We start from the raw sequence: 22,361 nt of genomic DNA, 5'->3' as shown, positions 1-22,361 counted from the left end.
CCGTACACTTTTACGCCCCCGATAAGCCCGACGACTGCACCGATGGCGTATATCAGTTTAGTTCCGGGGTCGAAATAAGAACTCACCATAGAGGTGGCTTCGTTGATGCCCGCGATGCCGTTTCCCTGCGCGAAAGCGGAGGCGGTTGCGGCGATGACAAGTGCCGCGGAGAGGATTGCTTTTCTGTTTTTCAAGATGTTCTTGTTCATAAACTGTTCTTGTTTTTTGCCGTCAAAAGGGTGGATGGTCCTTTGTCGGGCGGTTGATACTTTGTTTCTTTACTTTGGTTTTAGTGGATGCCCGTTTGTTTCCACGGACGTGGGCGTGTCCGTTGCGGATGGGGATGCGCCTTGCGTTTCCTCGCCGCGTGGGTTGATGTCATTCTTTCATGTTCATTTCTTTTATTGTTGTCATACATAGTTGCGAATGTCGAACTCCTCGATGTTGTCCGGCACGACGAACTCCTTTTCAGATTTCTTCAGCCGAATCTCGATAAGCCCCTTGATGCGGATGCCTATCTCCGAAGAGCCTTCCATCATTTTCTCGTACAACTCCGTGCCCTCCATGTCGGTGAACACCTTAGCCGCCTTTTCACGTTCCGCCTGTGTCGCGTCCGGGTTTTTGGCGGTCTTGCAGGCGTCGTCAATCTCGTCAAAGCTGCTGCCCGAAGCCCGTGGCGTGTCCGAGGCGTCCTCTTCCGGTTCGTCGTCCCCGTATCCCAGTTCCTCCGGCGGTATGCTCGTGAAGGTCTCATCGAGTTTTTCCTCCGGGACTTGTGCCGGGCGGGATGCGTTTCCCGTTTTTCCGTCGTCAAAAGTAGCCTCTTCCTCCGACAGCTCAATGCCTTTTTCAATAGTGGCGGCTTCTTGCGTCGGTATGGCAGCGGTTGTCCGGGTGGATGCCATCCTGAAACGGCTCTTGCCGATGATGTCCGCCTTTTCCGCAGGGACTTCCTCGTGTGCCGCTATGCGTTTAGCCTCATTCCCGTCCAGTGACCGCCATAATCCGACAATGCCCTTGAAGAAGCGGACAATCCGCGTGTCCATGATGCGCTCGTAAAGGAGCAGGAACAGGAACCAGAGGTTGCAGCCGACCGATACCGCCAGCAGAATGTCTGTCATGCTGATTGTGTAATTCATATCCTTCCGTTTTTGGTTAGAATACTGAATTGTAATTTCGGGCATAAAGGCTCTTTATCGCATCTTCGCACTGGTTGAAGTGGTGCGTCAGCACATGGTCGATGTAAGCGGACAGCGTAAGCCGGTCATGCCCGATTACACGGGTGATACGCATGATACGCTCGTGGTACTCCGGGCGCACATACGCCATCTTCCCCTCACGTGCCTTTACTTCCGGGTCGCGGATGAACAGGCGTTCATAGTCCTTCTCACTGCATTTGCCGCTTACCGGGACAGGCGACAGTATTTCCACACTCGCCTGCACTTGGGTAAACATACCTCCGCAGTCTTGCTGTGGTCTTTTTTCATTCGGTGTCATTTCTTTTTCCATTTTCAAATCAGATCTTCACGTTGTTTCTTGTACAGTTCGTTGATTCTCTCCTTGTGCTGTTCCAGATGCTGGCGCAGCACGGTATCCACATATCCGCCTACTGAGATTTCCCCTCCGGCGATGTCGTTCACGATTCTGAGGATCTTGCCGTGGACGTCACGGCTGATATAGACACATTGGCGGGTCTTTATCTCGTTGCGGCGCAGGAATAGCTCGTTGTAGTCCTCGTCCTGCCTTTTCCGGCGTCCACTTTCCCTCTGCGCTTTTTCCCGTGTTACGGGTTGCACAGGAGATGGTTCCGGTGCGGCGGTGTCCTCTTCGGTCGGTGCAGCTGCGGGTACTTCCTGTGCGGGGCGCAGTGTCCCGTCCTGTGTGCGCCGCCCGATGGAGGCTAACAGCAGTTCCTCGTCGATGCCTTCCGTGTTCACTTTCCTGCTGCCCATGCTCACTGCGGTCTGATGATGTCGCTTATCTCTTCGGAAAACTCCCGGATGCCACTCCCTTTCAGCAGTGCCGTGTCCATCGGGAAGATGGTGGAGCGGAAAACGCTCTTGCGCTCTTCCGAAAGGTCACGGCGGAACTTCTTGCTGTCGGGCAAGCGGGTGGAAAGTACCGGAAAGCCCATTTCGGCTATCACTTCCTCGTAGATGCCGTACAAGTCGTTCCTCTCCCTGCCGTCCACCATCGTCCAGAACAGATGCAGCCCCTTTGTTTTCGCCTGTCCGGTAGTCATCAGCCTGTCGCGGAACATCGTGACGAATTTCAGGGTACTCTCCACGACAAAGCGGTCGGCACTCAGCGGAGTGAAAATGTAGTCCATCTGCGAGAGCGTCTTTATCACGCCGTTGCTTCGGAGTGTGCCGGGCATGTCGAAGAACACCACGTCGGGTTTCACGTCCTCAGTGGCAATCATCCTCTCGGCATCGTCGAGGGCGTTCACCGCATTGCTTTTGACGATGGTGTAGGCGTTCTTTTTGATCCGGCGGAAATGGTCGCAAGCGAGAGCCTTGAAGTAGGTGCTGCTGTCGATAAGCCCCATTTCGTGTTCGCGCAGCCCGTGGATGCTGTGCTGCGGGTCGTCGCAGTCCACGACGGCGACATTGTAGCCTTTCACGTTGTGCAGGTAGCTGGCGGCAAGTGCCGTGACAGTGGATTTGCCGATGCCACCTTTCTGTGTTGCGAATGCAACGAAGATTTCCTTACTCATAGTTCCATTTATTTTAATTGTTGATGATTTGTTTTTCTGTTTCCATACGGATTTGGCTGTCGCACCATCCGCTTCCGTGACTACACACGCAGGCGGGTCGTCGCGTATCCGGTTCTGTGGTGAAGCGGTGCGTCGGACAAATGGTGATTGACGACATTGCGTCATGAAGTCATTGAATCCATACGTCACCGAATTGTCGGAGAACCGGGTTTCCGACGGTTCGGGTATCCGTTTCGGCAAGTATCCGAAGAAGCGGATTTCCGGGTATTTGAATGTTCCGTTTATCATATCTTCAAATCGTTCGTTTCTTGAATCATGCTGCAAATAAACAAGTATATTTTGGAACCTGTATCACTTCTCCGGCAAGTGGCGGCACGTTGCGCCGGTTGGCAGTCATTGACCGGGTCAAGCATCTGTCCGATACCGCTTTAAGGGCGTAACTTTGCACCCGGACAGCAGGGTTCGCCGATGACGCGCGGCCCGGAGTCCTGAAAGGTATTTTCCCAATCCGTCCCCTGACGGATTTTTATGTTCACCTGAACATAGCAAGATGTCTTTTCAGCCGCTCAAAATATTTTGAGCAGCCACGAAAAGCACTTGCCCTTGCAGGGGGCGGGCTTTCCCTCCGAAGTCGGGAAGCCTTTCAGAACTGCGGTGCTGTAATCCGAAGCGGCGGCTTATGCCGTCAATCCGCTAAATCCAAAGTAATATGAAAGAGAAAAGGAAAAGCAAATCAGGGAGAAATCCCAAACTTGATCCGGCGGTGTACCGGTACACCGTCCGTTTCAACGAGGAGGAACACAACCGTTTCCTCGCCATGTTCGGAAAATCGGGTGTCTATGCACGGTCTGTTTTCCTCAAAGCGCACTTCTTCGGGCAACCGTTCAAGGTGCTGAAGGTGGACAAGACGTTGGTGGACTATTACACCAAACTGTCGGATTTTCATGCACAATTCCGTGCCGTGGGTACGAATTACAACCAAGTCGTGAAGGAACTGAGGCTGCATTTTTCAGAGAAAAAGGCGATGGCGTTGCTCTACAAATTAGAGCAACACACCGTCGAACTCGTGAAACTGAGCCGCCGGATTGTGGAACTTTCAAGGGAAATGGAGGCAAAATGGTCGCAAAAATCAGTGTAGGAAGTTCGTTGTACGGCGCGATTGCCTACAACGGGGAGAAGATTAACGAGGCGCAGGGGCGGCTTCTCACCACCAACCGCATCTACAATGACGGTTCGGGAACGGTGGACATAGGCAAGGCGATGGAGGGTTTTCTCACCTTCCTGCCACCGCAGATGAAGATCGAGAAGCCGGTGGTGCATATCTCTCTCAACCCGCACCCGGAGGATGTGCTGACCGATATTGAGTTGCAGAATATCGCCCGCGAGTATCTGGAAAAACTCGGTTTCGGAAACCAGCCTTATCTTGTATTCAAGCACGAGGACATCGACCGCCACCACCTGCACATCGTGACGGTCAACGTGGACGAGAACGGGAAAAGGCTCAACCGGGATTTTCTCTACCGCCGCAGCGACCGTATCCGCAGGGAACTGGAACAGAAGTACGGATTGCATCCGGCAGAACGTAAAAATCAGAGATTGGATAATCCGTTGCGCAAGGTGGCCGCATCGGCAGGTGATGTGAAGAAGCAGGTAGGCAACACCGTGAAGGCTCTGAATGGGCAGTACCGTTTCCAGACGATGGGCGAATACCGTGCGCTCCTTTCCTTATATAATATGACGGTGGAGGAAGCGAGGGGCAACGTGCGCGGACGGGAGTATCACGGGCTGGTCTATTCCGTCACGGACGACAAGGGTAACAAGGTGGGCAACCCGTTCAAATCCTCGCTTTTCGGGAAGTCCGCAGGCTATGAAGCCGTACAGAAGAAGTTTGTCCGTTCCAAATCGGAAATCAAGGATAGGAAACTGGCAGACATGACGAAACGCACCGTCCTTTCCGTGCTGCAAGGCACTTATGACAAGGACAAATTTGTATCCCAACTCAAAGAGAAGGGCATCGACACCGTACTGCGCTACACAGAGGAAGGGCGCATCTATGGGGCTACCTTCATCGACCACCGCACGGGATGCGTGCTGAACGGTTCGCGCATGGGTAAGGAGCTTTCGGCGAATGCCTTGCAGGAACACTTCACCCTGCCATACGCCGGACAACCGCCGATACCGCTATCCATCCCTGTGGATGCTGCGGACAAGGCACACGGGCAGACCGCCTACGACAGTGAAGATATATCGGGCGGTATGGGCTTGCTCACTCCCGAAGGTCCGGCGGTAGATGCCGAGGAAGAGGCTTTCATCCGGGCGATGAAGCGCAAAAAGAAGAAAAAACGCAAGGGCTTGGGTATGTAATCAGAGTATCAACAATTAAAAAAATCAATGTATGTCACAACAAGAAGACGATTTGAGGGCATTGGCGAAAATCATGGATTTTCTGCGTGCCGTGAGTATCATTTTAGTGGTCATGAACGTGTACTGGTTCTGCTACGAAGCCATCCGGCTGTGGGGCGTGAACATCGGCGTGGTGGACAAAATCCTTCTGAACTTCGACCGCACGGCGGGGCTGTTCCATTCCATTCTCTACACGAAGCTGTTTTCCGTCCTTTTGCTTGCCTTGTCCTGTCTGGGTACGAAGGGTGTCAAGGGTGAGAAAATCACTTGGGGGAGAATCTGGACAGCATTTGCCGTCGGGTTCGTGCTGTTTTTCCTGAACTGGTGGTTGCTGCCCCTGCCGCTGCCGCTTGAAGCGGTGACGGGACTGTATGTCCTTACCATTGGAACGGGCTATGTCTGCCTGTTGATGGGTGGTCTGTGGATGAGCCGCCTGTTGAAACACAATTTGATGGAGGATGTTTTCAACAACGAGAACGAGAGTTTCATGCAGGAAACGAGGCTTATCGAAAGCGAGTATTCGGTCAATCTGCCGACACGTTTCTATTACAGGAAACGCTGGAACAACGGTTGGATCAATGTAGTTAATCCCTTCCGTGCGTCCATCGTGTTGGGTACGCCGGGCAGCGGCAAGTCCTATGCCGTGGTAAACAATTTTATCAAGCAACAGATTGAAAAGGGCTTTAGTCAATACATCTACGATTTCAAGTATCCCGACCTATCTACTATTGCCTACAACCATTTGCTGAACCACCCGGACGGCTACAAGGTAAAGCCGAAGTTCTATGTGATCAACTTCGACGACCCGCGACGCTCTCATCGGTGCAATCCCATTCACCCGGATTTTATGGAAGATATTACGGATGCCTATGAGAGTGCCTACACAATAATGCTCAACCTCAATAAAACGTGGGTGCAAAAGCAGGGCGACTTCTTCGTGGAGTCACCTATCATTCTGTTTGCCAGTATTATCTGGTATCTCAAAATCTATCAGAACGGGAAGTTTTGCACGTTTCCCCATGCTATCGAGTTTCTGAACCGCCGTTACGAGGATATATTTCCGATACTGACCTCTTATCCGGAGCTGGAGAACTACCTTTCGCCGTTCATGGATGCGTGGCTTGGAGGGGCTGCGGAGCAGCTCATGGGTCAGATAGCGTCGGCAAAAATCCCGCTTTCGAGGATGATTTCACCGCAGCTCTACTGGGTGATGTCAGACAGCGAGTTTACGCTGGACATCAACAATCCCGAAGAGCCGAAAATCCTCTGCGTGGGTAACAATCCCGACCGTCAGAATATCTACGGTGCGGCACTCGGTCTGTATAATTCCCGTATCGTGAAGCTCATCAACAAGAAGGGGATGCTGAAGTCATCGGTCATCATCGACGAGTTGCCCACAATATACTTCAAAGGGTTGGACAATCTTATAGCTACCGCCCGAAGCAACAAGGTTGCCGTGTGTCTGGGCTTTCAGGATTTCAGCCAGTTAGTGCGTGACTACGGGGACAAAGAGGCGAAAGTGGTGATGAACACTGTCGGCAATATTTTCTCCGGTCAGGTGGTGGGGGAAACAGCCAAGACGCTCTCCGAGCGGTTCGGTAAGGTGTTGCAGAAACGGCAGTCCATCTCCATCAACCGGCAGGATGTTTCCACCTCCATCAACACGCAGATGGACGCGCTCATTCCACCGAGTAAGATTTCCGGGCTTACGCAGGGAATGTTTGTCGGTTCTGTATCCGACAACTTCAACGAGCGTATCGAGCAGAAGATTTTTCATTGCGAGATTGTGGTGGATGCCGAAAAGGTGAAACGGGAAGAAAGTGCCTACAAGAAAATTCCCGTCATTACAAACTTCACGGACGAGGACGGCAACGACCGCATGAAGGAAACGGTGCAGGCGAACTACCGGCGCATCAAGGAAGAGGTGAAGCAGATTGTGCAGGAGGAACTGGAGCGTATCAAAAACGATCCGGTGCTGTGTAAACTGCTACCAGATAATGAGACTGTCTAACAAGTCCCCAAAATTGAAAATTATCCCTATCGAAGTTTGAAGTGACCCCCAAAAGTTGGATACAATTTTTTTGGGGGGCACTTCAGTTCTGACGGGTAAAATCGTAAAATTCGGACTTGTTAGACAAATACTTACGCGGTTTCAACCTCAGGTACTGAATCTATCGAATTGACAAATTTAACCAATTGCGGATCTGAATCTTTTTGTATGAGGTTTCGGAGACTCTTTTTCAATTCATAAGCATCATCCCCTGCTGTATTTATTAAATCCATATAAAAATCTTTGTTTTGCAGAATCAATGAACGGCATGCCCCATCGGAAATTACAGGTTTCACTATTTTATCAATAACGTCTCCAGCTTGACTTTTCAAATTACCATGCGATCTAAGCCATGTTTCGAAAAATTGAAACTTTATTGCATTGATAGTCTTTTTACCGATGCAGAAATCATTTCTTATATCGGTAACTGTCGATTTAATTTTTCGTTTATCCAATCTTTCAACTATATTCTTGAAACAATTAGGGAAAGGATTCAAACTTTGAGTTCCAGAAGCAATATCCATCAGAATCTTTTTGCCAAATTCAGTCAAGTTATCTGGCAAGGATTTGATTTTAGCCAGTAAATGTTTTATTGCGACAAACCAATAATATGATGTATGTGCTGTTCTTTGGGCGTATAATGTATCAACACTTATTTCAGACAACGCTTCGAACGCTATTTTATTGATATGATCGGTCAGGACATTGCTTATTTTAGTGGTCAAATCGTAAAAAGATGCGTCAGGAATTACATCTTTAATATTGTTCTTAGTGATATACTTATCCAAATCGGTATTCCACTCTGCTAAATGCTCGATAAATACCTCATCCGTTACACCTATTCTGTTCTTAATATCTTCAAATTGGGGCAATATGTCTGAGAGCAATAATTTATAGCCAAGTTTATGATTTACCATGTATTGTAGTGTTTCATTTAATAGCGGTATATTCCATCCCACACTATTTACTAATAAGTCTCCATGATCCACATAATAGTCCATGAGTTCTGCAACATATTTTATATCTCCACCCTCTATTAAGGAAACGGAATGACCATGTGCCAATTGCATGGCGACTAAATCGTAATATCCAGACTCTTTAATGTTTCGGCCATCAGTTTCTAATTCAGAATGCAACTGATTTATGTAGGTTGAATCTAACGTTACAGGTAAAGGTCTTTCTTCGTCAGATGCCAATAAACGATAGGTTGTAAATATAGCCCCTATATTATCTTTATTTACATTCTGTTCATCAATGCAATTCGTGATCGCTTGCAAAAGCGTTGGAAACGTATAGGTAGAATTATCTTTTAACGTTTTTACAATATCTGCATGGTCGAAATTATCGGGTAGTAAGTTTGCCAAATAATTATCGAGCGCCTCCGAATTTGTTGCTACTTGATAATATTTATATGCTTTAGTTGTCGCGTTATCCCGATAGGCAGCATCTGTTGCATTTGCAGCTTGAATATAATCGATAAATGTATTTGGCTTGACTGTTTTTGCTTCAATCAATGACGTAAAATCGCACGCCAACTTATTTTGCGCAATAAACCTGTCTATTGCATCTAACGTTTTGAAATAGTCGCCGCCATTGAAGTCATTGAACCGAACTATCTTCTTATATAATTGAGCAATCACATGGTTTTGGCTTTCCGTGTCTAAATGCAACAGCAGTTCTTGGTATTCGACAGGGAACACCTGCTTCTCTATGGATTCTTTTAATTTCAATTGTGCTATTCTTTGCCATACACGCAGAATAACATCGCTCTTTCGAGTTAATTTATGCAAACAATGTATAATCTTATCGATAAGCGCATTGTCCATACATTGTATAACTTCTTCTAATACAGTGTCAAATTGTTTATTAGTCTCTGCATATTGATTTATGTCGTGGTCTTCTTCTCCGTTGATGCAGCCTTCAATATATTTTTTCAATGGAATTTGTCGAGCATCTTCAACATCGACACCATATACCAAAGCTGCAATTTCGCGTTGTGTTTGCAGATCATTGTTAATTATTGTTTGAATGCCATTCAGATAGTCGCCGGACAATATTTGTTCTACTGGATTTGCCAGAATATCCGTCTTCTTCAAACAGAACAATGCTATGTTTATCATCAAAATTTCGTTACACCACTCTTGTTTAAGAGCGACCATCTCATTGATATATGATATAATTTCCCTAACATTGGCATTAGGATTTACCAATCTGAATATCCGATTTATAGTTTCTTTCGCTTCATTTTCTGTTTCTCCAAATGCTTCAACAAACAGTTTGTTGAATATACTTCGATAGTCGGTAATAACAGGAGGAGCAACACGATAAACAATAGGGAAAGTTTTATTGATAAAATACTTGGTCAGTTGTTTCGTTTGTTCGTCGGTCTCATCTCCGAATGCACAAGCTAAATGTGTTTCATCGAAAGGAATAACAGCCCAAACATTTTCAAAACCGCTATCGGCGAAGAACGTATGGATAGAAGACCATAATTCTTTTACTTTTTCAGCGGGGAGACGATCCATGTTGTCAAAAACAAGGACTAATTTACGTTGTCCTTTTTCCTTGATAAAATCAGAAATGTCTTGCATCCATGTTTTGAACTCGTAAACCGTTGGTTCGTCTTCGCTCAAAGTCTCATAGCAAACGTCCTTTTCGACTTTATCTTGATAAATAGCTAACATATAACTCCATCCATATTTATGATCTTTGCTATATGCCCATTTCCAAACGCACAATGCAATAAGAACTGGCAGTGCAGCTATGATAATAGACAATAAAGAAAACCACCATGTTGTGGGTGTAGGTTTTACTGCATACGCAATAAATGTAAATATCGGAGTTAAAACTGCAACCAAAAATGCCGCAACCATACCATTACTGATAAGGGGATATTTTTCGGTTACGGTCTCCGTTTTACGGGCTAATAAATATTTCAGCTTTTCAGACCATGATACGGTTTTCGTACCTCCACCTTTGACTTTTATTGTTGCATTTCCAGATAGGATACCATCATCAATAAGTTTGCTTGTAAGCAATTCCAATATAGAGCGGCGTTGCAAGTCCTCTTGATGTCCCCATGCGTCATACTCAAAAAAGTAATAGTCGTCTGATAATTCACGTTCCAACATTTTAACCACGTTGGATTTTCCAGATCCCCAAATATCTTCGATGCCGATAATTCGAGGTAAAGTACATTCCTCATCCAATGAATCATTCTGACAAAAATGGCGAGCAATAGTTTTTGCCAACCTTTCTTGCGAACCTCCATCGAATTTGTCAATACCACACGGTTTATTTTGGATAAACCGCGGATATTGCTGTTTGGATTGTAGTTTTGTTTCCATATACGTAATTTATTGATTATACGAACTCCAAATAATTCTCCCGATTTACCACATGAAACTCGGCATAGGGATAGGCTTCTTGGAAGGCTTTCGGTGCGGCCGGCATTTTATTTCCCCACTTGAACTCCAAGGCGGTAAGACTGTCGGCACTCTCCTCAATCAGGTCGATTTCCTGTTTGTCGTAGGTGCGCCAGAAATAGAACTCCCTGTGCAGTCCCTCATTGAAGTTCGCTTTGCGCCGCTCTCCGATGATGTAGTTCTCCCACAGCGCACCGACATCCTGCCGAATGGCCAGCGGTGAGAAAGCCCCGATAATGGCATTGCGAATGCCGTTGTCGTAGAAGTACCACTTGCCAGCTTTTGTAACCTCCTTGCGTAGGTTACGCGAATAAGCCCCCAGACGATAGATAACGAAGACCTTTTCCAATAGGTCGAGGTATTTTTCAACGGTCGTCTTGCTCATGCCGAGTTGTTTACCTAACTCTTCGTAAGAAACTTCGCTGCCCAACTGAAAAGCTATCAATCGCAGTAGATCGCGCATCTTGCTCGAATTTTTTAAGCCGTCAATTGCTAAGATATCTTTAAGCAGGTATGCACCGACAATATCACGTAGGTAGTCTGTTTTACGTTCATAGTTCTCCATCATTACTACTTCGGGATAGGAACCGTAAATCAAGCGCGCTTCGAGGTTCTGGCGGGTTTCAAGTGCCGTTTCCGTCTGTGCGATTTCCCGTTGCGAGAATGGTGTAAGGAGAAATTGCGTACTGCGGCCGACCAACGGTTCACCAGTCTTATTCAGCAAATCGAATGACGAAGAACCACTTGCCAAGACACTTATTCCCGGTATTTCATCAACTATCAACTTCAGAATACTACCGATTTGTGGTATGTTCTGTGCCTCATCAATAGCCAGCAAATCAATACCATCCAATAAATGCCGATAATTGGCTATTGAGCGATTCTCCAATAGTGCTAATGTGTCGTAGTCTTCGCCGTTGAGCATCATCGTCCTACCTGAATAGTTGTCCACAATTTTACGCATCATTACCGTTTTACCAACACGGCGAGCACCAAAAATCAGTACTGCTTTATTGGGCGCGATTCGTGCTGTAATCTTCTCTTGAAGTATTCTATTTACTGTTTCCATACCTTATAAAATATAATGCAAAGATAATCATATTTTTTTAATTGGCGAATTTTACAAAAAAAACGGGCTATTAAATGGCGATTTTTACAACCACAATCTTATGGAAGTTGTTTCATTGTTTTTAGTAATGATATATGTTCATACTATGATGACTCAATAATTTACCAGACATACGTTTCTGAAATTTGTCCTTATAGGAATGAAAAACTCACATATATTGTGCTAATTAATATATAATTAAATGAAAATAAAAAGACAGGATACGAGTATTCCTGTCTTCTCATATGTAATGGATATTTTTTTATTTTCTCATCCGCTCCAACTCCTCATCACGCAACATTCTCTCGTTCAGTTTTTCCTGCATCCTGTCAATGAAATAGGTGCGGCTTTCGTTCTTCCGGCGTTTGATATCAGTGTAGAAGCGGTAGCAGTCTTTAGAATCAACCCCGAATATCTTATAGAGAAGTGGGGCGAGCTGTTTGAGCGGCATATTGCCGTTGTTGATGCAGCCCATCACGTCTATGCCGTAGATAAGTTCCACGAGGTCGATGGCATTGCCCGTCCATTGAAGAAGGCTGGCGGTGGTTTCTGTTGCGTTGTTGGCGGATATTAGTGGTGGCACTTGGGGCGTGGCAAGGAATTTCTGCATCTTTCTTACGAAAGACAGAGCCTTGCTGACGTAGGCGGCAATCTCTCTTTTTTCTTCTGACAGATTACGTACGGGATGGTGCTGCAACTCGATTTCGATGTAGGCAAGCGCGATGACGGTAAGGTTCATGTCCATGCCGCCGTTGCACAGTTCGATCACTTGGGTGGCGAAAGCCGTGTATGCCGTTTCCATATTGCAGTCGCCGGCTTCGTTTATCAGGCGGAAAAAGTCGGTTTCCGCCAGCAAGAAATAATTCATGGTTCTGTCAATTTTGAAAATTACACTTTGTTTTCTGCGTGCGCACATGAATATAATTGGCAAAAAACGCGGCAGAAAATAAAAAATCCAACACTCAATTTTACAAAGTGCTGGATTTCAGAGGTATAAAATTCAGTATTTTTTCACAAGGACAAATTATCTCCGACTTAAATTGTTTGTAATCGGAACATTTATTCTATTCCTGAAAATAGAAATGTATGCTTGCCGCACATTTTGGCTATCTTGCTTTTTTATCAAGGATATAGATAATGCGACATACACCGTTGGGATAGCTTTTCAAAGAGGAAAGCGTCCAGTGTTGCTCTGGCAGAGCCGACTTAAAAAAATGTCGTCCGCTTCCGGATATGAAAGGAACGGTGTATAGTATGATTTCATCCACAGCGTGCATCCGCAGCAGTCCGTTTATATAGTCTGCCGTGTCCGGTGTGGCTTCCGCGAGGTAACGGATGTTTGTGCAGTCTTTTCTCCATTCGTGCAGCATTGAAATGGAATAGTCCGGTGTCACACGGTAAAAGGCTTTCTTCCTGATTTCATCAAGACCGCAACGGTCAAGGCACAAATCCTGATGTGCTTTATCATATAACTCTGAAGAAAGACATCCGTCCATCGTCAGTACGGCGAGAATCTGAACTTTACCCATAATCGTTTCCTTTCGTTAGGCAAGGGTAAAAAAGTAGCGTGCAATTCACACTACCTTCAAGCGATGGCTCTGGTAAAGCCTTTACGGAGAGTACGTGAATGCACGCTATGCGTAAGCATAGCATAAGCATCACGCAATCGTCTCCGTAGTTCCAATTTACCAGATTTTCGCTTGAAACGCCTTGCGGTCTTATCCTATATGTTGGCGGCGAAAAGCTCCTGCCAATCGCCGTTTTTCTCAAATGTTATGCAAAGATAGCCAAATTCAGTGAATTACGGGCTATGATTGCTTGAATTTATATTTAAGTCCATACTCTTCAAGTTTGCTGTATAGTGTTGTCCTGCCTATGCCGAGCAGTTCTGCGGCGACACTCCGGTTGCCGTTTGCCTGTTTCAACGCACGCAATATCCGCTCCTTATCCTCCGCGTCATTGCGCAAGGCGAAGCTGACAGTAGAGGTCGGTTTCGTCACGGCAAGTTCCAGATGCTCTTTCATGACAACACCTTCCTGCGCCTGCAATACAGCACCCATAACTTTCTGCCGAAGTTCCCGCACGTTGCCCGGCCATGCGTGTGTCAGCAACGCTTTACGTGCTTCGGAACTGAACCCGCTCACGCTACACTCCAGCTCTCTGTTTGCCATATCACGGAAGAACTCTGCCAGCGGCATAATGTCTTCTTGACAGTCACGCAACGGAGGAACGGTTATCCCGAAGTCGTGCAGGCGGTACAGAAGATCCTGCCGAAAACGCTTTTCATTCACCGATACCTCCAAATCTTCATTGGTAGCAGCGATGATGCGGACATTGAAATTCCGGTCTGCCTTGTCTCCGACCGGGCGATACCGCCTCTCCTGTATGGCACGGAGCAACATCTGTTGGGTTTCCAACGCGAGGTTTCCTACCTCGTCCAGAAACAACGTGCCGCCTTCCGCCTCATGGAAATATCCTTTCTTGGCATTGTCCGCACCTGTAAATGCACCTTTGACGTGTCCGAAGAAAGCCGACGGTGCAAGCTCTTTGGAGAGTGAACCGCAGTCCACCGCCACAAATGGCTTGCCTGCACGTTTGCTCTTGTCATGCAACAGGTGGGCAATATGCTCCTTGCCCGTGCCGTTCTCACCAAATATCATCACGCTCATATCGGTGGCGGCTACCAGCCTTATGCGGTGCATGATTTTCTGAAAGGCGGAACCTTCACGGGCGAATATAGGCATACGGCGTTGTCCTGCCTGACGTTCTTTCAGTATGGAACGGATCAGGGGGACAAGTTTATCCTCCACAAGCTGTTTGGGAATATAGTCTATCGAGCCGAGTTTCATGCTTTCCACGGCGGTATTAACTTCGGCGTAGTCGGTCATAATGATGAAGGGCTGCATCTTTCCCTCCTTTCGCATCCAGCACAAAAGGTCTATGCCACTGCCGTCAGGCAGACGCAGGTCGGCAACCACGATATCATTATCTGTTGCCTGTTGCAGATGTTTCTTCGCGGTTGAGAGGTGGTAAGCCTTCATATTGCGGTAGCCCTCCCGTGACAGCATATTGCAGACATATTCGCAATACACGATGTTGTCTTCCACCACAATTATTTTTGTCTTATTCATCTTCGTATTTTCTCCTTTCCTCTTCTGCCAACCGTATTATTTCCACTCCCTTATCCAGCACGGCAGTCACGGCATGGCTTAACGCTTCACCATCCGGGAGAGCATCGCCACGAAGCAATCCGTAAAGTACATTCAGCGGTTGGTCGGCACGGAGCACCTCCCACGAACTGCGCAGGTGGTGGATCAGGGAATCCAGCTTTTGCAGGTCTTTTTCTTTTGCTGCATCCCGTACCGCCTGCATTTCCTTTTCTGTTTCAGTTATCAACTTTTCCAGCATGACGGCTTCATTGCCATAGGACAATAAGGCGGAAAAGTCCGGTTTCCCGTCCGGTGTCGCTTTTATGGCACACCTGTCGGAAACCTCCATCAGTTCCGATATGGAGAACGGTTTGAACAGGCATCCGGCAAAGCCTTTTGCCAATAGTTCCCCTTTGTTACAACTGCCCGAAGCGGTTGCCACAACCACCGGGATTGTTGGTGAATTGCCCACGTTGGACGAACGCAACAGTTCCAGCAATTCGAAACCGTTTATATCGGGCATATTCAAGTCTGTCAGCAACAGGCTGTATTCTTTCTGGCGTATCATTTCCATCAGTGCCGCAGCATCGGTGCAAGTGTCGCAGTGTATTCCTTCTTGGGAATACATCTCTTTCAGCATCAGAAGTAATACCTCATCATTGTCAATGGCGACAACATCATGGAATTTATTGTTATGATAAACAGGTGTATTGCTTGTATATCCAAGCTGTTCTTCAGCTTCCTGCATAGAAATTTCAACTGTGAAACGACTGCCTTTCCCTTTCTTGCTGTCTAAACGGATTGTTCCGCCAAGCATCGACACAATATTACGCATTATGGCAAGCCCAAGCCCGAAACCCTCCTTTGCGGCGGCATTTGATAGACGTTCAAACGCACCGAACGCTTGTTTCTGTTCCTCTTCTGTCATGCCTGTACCTGTATCTTCAACGACCAGTGTCAGAACTCCATTATCATATTCAGTAATCAAAGAAACACCGCCTTCTTCTGTGAACTTGACAGCGTTTGACAGCAGGTTATTCCCGATTTGTATTATTCGCTCTTTGTCGGTCAATACAATGGCATCGTGTCCAGTCTTCACGGACAAGGACAGCCCTTTGTTCACGGCAACAGGCATGAACTCCGTTTCAAGTGTGTGCGTGATTGCTGAAATCCGGCAGGGTGACAGACGGGGCTGTTCCTTGCCGTTGTCCAGGCGGAAGAAGTCAAGCAAAGTGTTAAGCATATCCCGCATACGGTCGGAGGATTGCAGTATGTTTTGGATATACTGCCCGGACTTATCCTCACACTGTTCTTTCCGTATCAGTCCGGCATAGCCTGTTATTGCTGTCAGCGGTGTGCGCAGTTCATGGGTGATAGTATGTACCGCCTTCTTCCTTGACGTTATCAGTGCCTCGTTCCGTTGTACGGATTGTTCCAGTTGCCTTATCAAATCAGTTGTCTTGTGCTTGTATTGTTTAATGCTTTTTGCATCACGATGTATGATGATGTAGGAAATTAACAACAATAGAAGAACGAATCCCATTAAACCGCCTACTTGCATAAATGACTTTTCACGCATGGCAACTATTTCGTTTTCCCGGCTTTGCAGTTCGGTTTGTACCTTTTCTTCTATTTGGCAAATCAATTCTTGCAGTTGTCTGTTAAGTTCTGCATTACGAGCTGCAAGGCTGTCGGCTTGTTCCGACAATTGGCGATCCTGCACTTTCTGTTCGCTGATTACGTTTCTATTGACCGAATGAAGGATAGTGGTTGATACTGCTGGAGTTACTTCCTTTTTTTTGCCGAATATGCCTAAGAAACCTTTTCGTTTTGGCTTTTTGGACTGTTCCTGCACACTTTTCTGTACAATAACCGGAATTTGATTGGCTATCTTCTTGTTAATAGATTGTTGTTCATCCATTAACCGGACTATCTGGAACATCTGTCGTTCCTTATCCTCTAAAAGACTGCGCACACTATCGATGCGCTCTGCTGGATAGGTGGCCTTGAAACGGCAGAGCATACTGTCCATTGCCATACGCCGTGCATGGTAATGCTCGATATCTTTATCGTTCCATTCCAGTATTGTTTCACCCAATAGAGAAAATTTTATCATTTGAATATTGATATTGTTTATTTCTTTTCGGAGCTCGTCTATTTTTTTATTGCCAAGTTCTAATGCTTCTATCTCCTGCCATTCATAGAGGCTATTATATGCCATACATCCGATAAGAATGGAGATAAGTATATATCCCAACCGTATTGCCTTATAGAAATTTCCTGACCGCTCCATTATTTTAATGACATTGATTTTTGGAACATGAATAAAAGTTTATCTTTTTCGTTCATGCGGATATTATCAGAATAACCGTCTTTTGTTATTTGATACCCACATGGCTTAACCATAAAAATGCCTAAGCCCTTAGTGTACGAACTTACTTCTGAGGCATAGTCTTTACTTGTATTTAATGGAACTTTCCCTTTAATATGACACCACTCATTATTACAACTGATGTCTTCAATCTCAGACATCAGTTTTTGCAAATCTGTAATAGCTTTGGAACTCGCTACTTGGGGTATCTGCAACTCAAAACAGAGCATCGGTTCGAGAATGTCCACACCTGACTGTTGCAAAGCCAGCCTGAAGACATAAGGGGTCAGCTGTCTGAAATCAGCAGGTGTACTTACCGGGCTATAATACTCGGCTTGAGTAAAAGTTACTTTCAGATCTGTCACTTCCCATCCATGTAAACCAGATTGGCAAGACATACGAATCCCTTCAAAAACGGCATTTTGAAAAGAATGGTTCAGATAACCATAGGAGATGTCACTTTCGATTTGCAACCCTGCCCCTAACGGTAAGGGTTCAAGAGTCAGCCCTATTGTGGCCCAGTAAGGGTTGGGTGGTACTTCGATCTGAATAATCTTATTGACCTTTTTTATAGGTCGTTCTTTGTAGATAGTCTTGATCTCATCAAAATGGACCTTTACGGAAAATCGTTCTTCCAGCAATGTCTGTATGATTTCCTTTTGGGTCAAACCATATAACGAGATTTCCAATTCATCACTATATGAGTTTATGGAAAAGGACAAAGACGGGTCTTCAATCCACAATGTATTCAGAGCGGATATCACCTTGCTTCTCTCTTCGGGCTTATTTGGCCGGACGGAGGATTTGAGAGCGGGATGCTGATGAGATAATCCTTGAATCAAACAAGGTTTAGCACCTAAATAATCTCCGATTCGAAAATCTTCTATATCTTCTACAATCGCGATATCATTGGCACCCACTTCATCAACATTTATCTCTCTGCCCTGATAAATAGTCTTTAGATTTTTAATCTTGATGAATTTTTCCGAATCGTTGATTCTTACAACGTCTCGAAGTCTCAGACTTCCGTCAATTATTTTAAGAAAACTTCTTTTATGCCCTTTGGGGTCATGCTCTATCTTATAGAGATAAGCTGAAAGTCTGTTTGAGACTGATGCCGGAGGAAGTATAAAAGAAGAAATGGCGTCCAACAACTCATTGATACCGATATTGAACATTGCTGATCCATGTAGCACCGGATAGACTTTGGCTTTTGCCACAAGAGCGATTATCGTATTCCAATAATCAGCCGGTGAAATTTCGCTATCCGCCAAATATCGTTCTAATATATCGTCGTCATGGTTGCATACAAATTCTTTGTATTCTTCCTTTATATATGTTTGGGAGCAAACCGGATAAACCGATCCATCGACAACAGTTTGCATAAACAGGACATCTTGCGACAGATTTGTTTTTATATCCATATACAAACGCTCCAAATTCACACCGGCACGGTCAATCTTATTGATAAATATAATTGTCGGGATTTGCAGCTTTTGTAAAGTACTGAACAGCAACTTTGTCTGCGCTTGTATGCCTTCCTTTGCGGATAAGATGAGGACTGCTCCATCAAGCATTTTGAATGTCCGCTCCACTTCCGCAATAAAATCCATGTGTCCCGGAGTGTCAATGATATTGCATTTCACTCCATTCCAGATAATAGATGTCGTAGAAGCCCGGACAGTAATTCCTCTACGTTTCTCTATATCCATAGAGTCCGTTATGGTGTCACCATTATCCACACGGCCGCACTTTTCCGTTGCTCCACTGGCAAACAGCAGATTCTCGGTTACGGAAGTTTTTCCTGCATCAATGTGAGCAAGAATTCCTAAATTTATAATATTCATTTGGATTAAGCAATAATATACTACAGTAGATGCATTGTCGAAACGCACCTTTTAATACCTCCTCGTAGCATATGAGAACTACAGGATTACTAACTCGTATTAATATGTATATTATTACTGCCGCATAACGATTACAAAATTACACAAAAAAATATATCTAACAAAAGTGGGAGGATTTTTTAACTTTTTACCATAGACATTTTATTAGGGAAGCGTAGGTTCAACTGGCAAGTACAAATAAGTAGAAATGTTTGAACAACACCGTTTTAGGAAGTTGAAAAATCAAGTTTCTCTCTCGGTATAGCGTTTATTTTGGCCAATATCTTCTTTAGTTTAGCATTTGTGTATTTCCCATTCGTGTTCTATTTAGCTCCTTATTATGAGTATGTAGCAAGTTACTTATCAAATTCAGCCTCTTTGAGGGTCAAATATGGTTTTGCAAATGGTGACTGACAAGACATAAACAAGGTCAGCAGGAATTTTTTACATAAATGGACATGAATGTATATAACCTAAAATAAGAATAAATTTTAATAAGGGCTGCCCAAAAAGAAAAAAATGCAGTTGCCATCCTATAGATACTTGCAGAAAGGATAAAATTTACTTTTAGACCTTTTGGGATAGCCCTTATTAATACTTCAGATAAAATTCCTTAGGTTATATTTTCAATCCTTTGGACCGGGTTTCCTCCTTGGCATACAGTCCCGGACGCCCGATTATGACATGGTTGGCAACGATACTATCCGCCGGACTGCGTATCTGCGGCGGTGCATTTTCGGGATATTGCGCCTGCCTGTTCCTCACATCTTCCGCTTCCGGCTTGAGCTGTTGCCCTTCATTCTCCTTTTCTGCGACTTCGGGCGTGGGTGGCGCAAGCTCCAGCTGAATTTTTCGGTCAAGGGCGGCAAGTTCGGACTTCAACTGCTTCAGCTCGTCCTCCTTCTTCCACACCTTACCCGCTATCTCCTGTAACTGCGGTATCTCCATCTCCAGCACCTCGTTCTTCGCCTTGTACTGGTCGATGATGGAGGGTATCCTCTCCATCGCGTTGAGGAAGTTGCGGGCGGCGGCCAACGGGTCAGCCATCGCCAGATGCCCGTTGTTGTAGGTGTACTTGTAGTTCCCCTCGACCACGAAGCGGTTGTCGGTGAACTCCAATCCCTCTTTGAGTATCCTTTCGCTCACCACCTTTATCGGAAAACCGTAAAGTTCACCGACCTGCGTGTACAACCCTCCGGTCGTGGCATTCTTGGCTATCTCCTGCAAACGCTTTCCGATGACCTTCTCATCGGCGGAATCCACTCCGTCCACCTTTATTATATTAAGGCGGTTGCCCTCCTTGTCGGTCTGCACCACCGACAGGAAGCGGTTCCAGTCCTCCGTCATGGCATCTATGAAAGCCGTGTTGTTGCGCAACTCGCCGGTCTTTGACTCCAGCTTGAACTCCGAATCACGCTTGCCCTTGTTGAACGACTTGCGTTCCCCTTCGAGCGATGCGATCCGCTTTTCCAGTTTCGCCTTGTCCAACAGGTCGGTATTGCCGGAGAGCAACGCCATGTATTCCGAGAAATTCATGCCCGATTTTTCGTCCATTGCCCCCTCGTCGATGGTACGCGCACCCATCGCACCGCTTTTGAGCTGGCTTATGAAAGTCTGCTTGCAGTGCAGGAGGTTGAACTTGTAGCTGTCCAGTGACTTCTCCACCGCGTAGATGATTACATCCACGTTGTTCCCGGCGAAATGTTTGGCAATCTCATTACCTGCCCTAACTCCGCGTCCGTCACGCTGTTGCAAGTCGGACGGTCGCCACGGCGTATCGAGATGATGGATAGCCACACACCGTTTCTGGGCGTTCACACCCGTTCCGAGCATAGAGGTAGAGCCGAACAGCACACGCACCGTCCCGGCGTTCATGGCGTCTATCACCGCCTTCCGCGCCTTGTCGGTCTTGCACTCCTGAATGAAGCGCACCTCGCTTGGCGGTATACCGTAGTCCTCCGTCAGTTTGCGCTTGATTTCCGAATAGACGTTCCACCCGTCGCCCGGCTGGTATGTCCCCAAATCAGAGAAAACGAACTGCGTGCCTTTCTGGGCGTCGTATTTTTGATAATACTCCGCGATCATCTTGGCACAGTGACTCGCTTTGTTGTCGGGATGATCTTCGTAATTCGGGTCTATCATGCGCATGTCGAGTGCCATTTTCCGGGCATAGTCCGTGGCGATGAGCATCTTCGCCTTTTCTTCCGTTTCCGAAAGCGGCAGCCTGCCCAACAAGGTGGCATCGCCCGTCTTGGCGAACTGCATCAGTTTCTGTATGAAGTCCTCCTGTTCCGGCGTGGGCGGTATATGGTGCAGTATCTCGTTCTTGGCAGGACGGTCAACGCCCACATCCTCCGCCGTGCGGTAGTCCGTGATTTCATTATAGAAGGCGGCAAGCTCCGGCACTTTGATGAAGTAGCGGAAACGCTCCTTCTGGACCACATTGTTCGTCACGTTAAATTCAAAATCCGTCGTCTTCTTGGCAAATATCGCCGCCCAAGCGTCGAAACACCTTATGTCCTGCCGTTCCAGCTCCTTCGGGCGCAGGTACTTGAACAGCAGGTACAATTCAGTCAGTGAGTTGCTGATAGTCGTGCCGGAGAGGAAGGTCGCACCCAAGTCTTTTCCTGTGCGCTCCTGTATGGTGCGTATGGCAAAGAGCATGTTAAGTGCCTTCTGGCTTCCCTCGCTGTTTCCCAATCCCGCCACACGGTCGTGGCGCGTGTTGAAAGTCAGATTCTTGAACTGGTGGCTCTCATCTATGAAGATGTGGTCGATGCCCATCTGCTTGAAATCCACCACGTCGTCCGTGCGTGACTTTATGGCGTGTTCCACCTTCTCCAGCTTCGCTTCAAGGTTGTGCTTGCGCTTCTCCAATCCTTTCAGCATCGCCCGCGACACGTTCTTTCCCTGCTGCCGTAGCACTTCGAGGTTTTCCTCCACCGTGTCAAGCTCTGCTTGCAGGATGCGCTGCTGCAATTCCGGCGACTGCGGTATCTTGCCGAACTGGTCGTGCGACATGATGACGCAATCGTAGTCGTTGTTCTTTATATTATTGAAGAAGCGCACACGGTTGGCGGTCGAAAAGTCCTTCTCCGAAGCGTACAGAATACGTGCGTTGGGATATGCCGCCTGATAGGTGGCTGCAATCTCCGCAACGTTGGCTTTCAGCCCGATAATCATCGGCTTGTGTGCCAAATTCAGACGCTTCATCTCATGCGCGGCGATGCACATTATCAGCGTCTTACCGGTT

Annotated in this window: 17 protein-coding genes; 4 read left to right on the top strand and 13 right to left on the bottom strand. The window is 46.5% G+C overall.

From position 1 onward, the window contains the following. From BSCG_RS0128050 to BSCG_RS0128045, 5 genes are all read right to left on the bottom strand, one after another. The coding region (locus BSCG_RS0128050; protein ID WP_032849857.1) for a DUF4134 family protein at positions 1 to 209 on the bottom strand (209 nt) is incomplete at its 3' end. Positions 210 to 410: 201 nt separating this feature from the next. Further along, positions 411 to 1,139 carry a hypothetical protein gene (locus BSCG_RS01925; protein WP_004304280.1) on the bottom strand — a complete coding sequence of 243 codons (729 nt, stop codon included), beginning with the start codon at positions 1,137 to 1,139 and terminating at the stop codon, positions 411 to 413. Between the two features lie 16 nt (positions 1,140 to 1,155). Continuing rightward, entirely contained in the window at positions 1,156 to 1,509 is a 354-nt protein-coding gene (locus BSCG_RS01930; protein ID WP_004291505.1) for a DUF3408 domain-containing protein, read from the bottom strand. Positions 1,510 to 1,511: 2 nt separating this feature from the next. After that, on the bottom strand, positions 1,512 to 1,952 hold the full coding sequence (locus BSCG_RS01935; RefSeq protein WP_004291503.1) for a DUF3408 domain-containing protein: 441 nt from the start codon (positions 1,950 to 1,952) through the stop codon (positions 1,512 to 1,514). A 2-nt stretch (positions 1,953 to 1,954) separates the two neighbouring features. Beyond that, positions 1,955 to 2,881: a ParA family protein gene (locus BSCG_RS0128045; protein ID WP_005783105.1), complete on the bottom strand. Its 927-nt coding sequence runs from the start codon at positions 2,879 to 2,881 to the stop codon at positions 1,955 to 1,957. On the opposite strand from BSCG_RS0128045, the gene BSCG_RS30690 reads away from it, so the two are divergent. From BSCG_RS30690 to mobC, 4 genes are all read left to right on the top strand, one after another. Beyond that, positions 2,880 to 3,044, top strand: coding sequence for a hypothetical protein (locus tag BSCG_RS30690; protein WP_196029218.1), 165 nt, complete (start codon positions 2,880 to 2,882; stop codon positions 3,042 to 3,044). The two genes, BSCG_RS0128045 and BSCG_RS30690, sit on opposite strands and share 2 nt — an antisense overlap. 381 nt (positions 3,045 to 3,425) lie before the next feature. Beyond that, a complete protein-coding gene (mobA, locus tag BSCG_RS01940) occupies positions 3,426 to 3,854 on the top strand; it encodes a conjugal transfer protein MobA (RefSeq protein WP_004291488.1) in 429 nt (142 codons plus the stop codon). Beyond that, positions 3,833 to 5,080, top strand: coding sequence for a conjugal transfer protein MobB (mobB, locus tag BSCG_RS01945; protein ID WP_004291483.1), 1,248 nt, complete (start codon positions 3,833 to 3,835; stop codon positions 5,078 to 5,080). The genes mobA and mobB overlap by 22 nt, the downstream gene beginning before the upstream one ends. 31 nt (positions 5,081 to 5,111) lie before the next feature. After that, positions 5,112 to 7,130: a conjugal transfer protein MobC gene (gene mobC / locus BSCG_RS01950; protein WP_004291482.1), complete on the top strand. Its 2,019-nt coding sequence runs from the start codon at positions 5,112 to 5,114 to the stop codon at positions 7,128 to 7,130. 131 nt (positions 7,131 to 7,261) lie between these two features. On the opposite strand, the gene BSCG_RS01955 is transcribed toward mobC, so the two are convergent. From BSCG_RS01955 to BSCG_RS01990, 8 genes are all read right to left on the bottom strand, one after another. After that, positions 7,262 to 10,516 (bottom strand): P-loop NTPase fold protein, encoded by a 3,255-nt coding sequence (locus BSCG_RS01955; protein ID WP_008777432.1) that lies wholly within the window; start codon positions 10,514 to 10,516, stop codon positions 7,262 to 7,264. A gap of 16 nt (positions 10,517 to 10,532) precedes the next feature. Beyond that, positions 10,533 to 11,663, bottom strand: coding sequence for an ATP-binding protein (locus BSCG_RS01960; RefSeq protein WP_004291480.1), 1,131 nt, complete (start codon positions 11,661 to 11,663; stop codon positions 10,533 to 10,535). A 301-nt stretch (positions 11,664 to 11,964) separates the two neighbouring features. Further along, positions 11,965 to 12,570 carry an RteC domain-containing protein gene (locus BSCG_RS01965; RefSeq protein ID WP_004304269.1) on the bottom strand — a complete coding sequence of 202 codons (606 nt, stop codon included), beginning with the start codon at positions 12,568 to 12,570 and terminating at the stop codon, positions 11,965 to 11,967. Between the two features lie 238 nt (positions 12,571 to 12,808). Next, on the bottom strand, positions 12,809 to 13,231 hold the full coding sequence (locus BSCG_RS01970; protein ID WP_004291474.1) for a dihydrofolate reductase family protein: 423 nt from the start codon (positions 13,229 to 13,231) through the stop codon (positions 12,809 to 12,811). Positions 13,232 to 13,510: 279 nt separating this feature from the next. Then, a complete protein-coding gene (locus tag BSCG_RS01975; RefSeq protein WP_004291471.1) occupies positions 13,511 to 14,833 on the bottom strand; it encodes a sigma-54-dependent transcriptional regulator in 1,323 nt (440 codons plus the stop codon). Next, on the bottom strand, positions 14,826 to 17,144 hold the full coding sequence (locus BSCG_RS01980) for an ATP-binding protein (RefSeq protein WP_004291467.1): 2,319 nt from the start codon (positions 17,142 to 17,144) through the stop codon (positions 14,826 to 14,828). The genes BSCG_RS01975 and BSCG_RS01980 overlap by 8 nt, the downstream gene beginning before the upstream one ends. Beyond that, entirely contained in the window at positions 17,144 to 19,069 is a 1,926-nt protein-coding gene (tet(Q), locus tag BSCG_RS01985; RefSeq protein WP_004291466.1) for a tetracycline resistance ribosomal protection protein Tet(Q), read from the bottom strand. Before tet(Q) ends, BSCG_RS01980 begins: the two co-directional genes overlap by 1 nt. Positions 19,070 to 19,726: 657 nt before the next feature. Continuing rightward, a partial coding sequence (locus BSCG_RS01990) for a helicase-related protein (RefSeq protein ID WP_032849851.1) occupies positions 19,727 to 22,361 on the bottom strand: 2,635 nt, incomplete at its 5' end.

The organism is Bacteroides sp. 2_2_4 (assembly GCF_000157055.1).
GTDB lineage: Bacteria > Bacteroidota > Bacteroidia > Bacteroidales > Bacteroidaceae > Bacteroides > Bacteroides ovatus.
Note: the sequence above shows the minus strand (reverse complement) of the source record. Positions and strands in the feature narration are given on the sequence as shown.

Excerpts from the sequence above, each read along its gene's own strand:
- BSCG_RS01925 (WP_004304280.1), bottom strand. The coding sequence starts at position 1,139 with ATGAATTACACAATCAGCATGACAGACATTCTGCTGGCGGTATCGGTC.
- BSCG_RS01930 (WP_004291505.1), bottom strand. The coding sequence starts at position 1,509 with ATGGAAAAAGAAATGACACCGAATGAAAAAAGACCACAGCAAGACTGC.
- BSCG_RS01975 (WP_004291471.1), bottom strand. The coding sequence starts at position 14,833 with ATGAATAAGACAAAAATAATTGTGGTGGAAGACAACATCGTGTATTGC.
- mobB (WP_004291483.1), top strand. The coding sequence starts at position 3,833 with ATGGTCGCAAAAATCAGTGTAGGAAGTTCGTTGTACGGCGCGATTGCC.
- BSCG_RS01980 (WP_004291467.1), bottom strand. The coding sequence starts at position 17,144 with ATGGAGCGGTCAGGAAATTTCTATAAGGCAATACGGTTGGGATATATA.
- BSCG_RS01960 (WP_004291480.1), bottom strand. The coding sequence starts at position 11,663 with ATGGAAACAGTAAATAGAATACTTCAAGAGAAGATTACAGCACGAATC.
- mobC (WP_004291482.1), top strand. The coding sequence starts at position 5,112 with ATGTCACAACAAGAAGACGATTTGAGGGCATTGGCGAAAATCATGGAT.
- BSCG_RS01965 (WP_004304269.1), bottom strand. The coding sequence starts at position 12,570 with ATGAATTATTTCTTGCTGGCGGAAACCGACTTTTTCCGCCTGATAAAC.
- BSCG_RS01935 (WP_004291503.1), bottom strand. The coding sequence starts at position 1,952 with ATGGGCAGCAGGAAAGTGAACACGGAAGGCATCGACGAGGAACTGCTG.
- mobA (WP_004291488.1), top strand. The coding sequence starts at position 3,426 with ATGAAAGAGAAAAGGAAAAGCAAATCAGGGAGAAATCCCAAACTTGAT.
- BSCG_RS01955 (WP_008777432.1), bottom strand. The coding sequence starts at position 10,516 with ATGGAAACAAAACTACAATCCAAACAGCAATATCCGCGGTTTATCCAA.
- BSCG_RS30690 (WP_196029218.1), top strand. The coding sequence starts at position 2,880 with ATGAAGTCATTGAATCCATACGTCACCGAATTGTCGGAGAACCGGGTT.
- BSCG_RS0128045 (WP_005783105.1), bottom strand. The coding sequence starts at position 2,881 with ATGACGCAATGTCGTCAATCACCATTTGTCCGACGCACCGCTTCACCA.
- BSCG_RS01970 (WP_004291474.1), bottom strand. The coding sequence starts at position 13,231 with ATGGGTAAAGTTCAGATTCTCGCCGTACTGACGATGGACGGATGTCTT.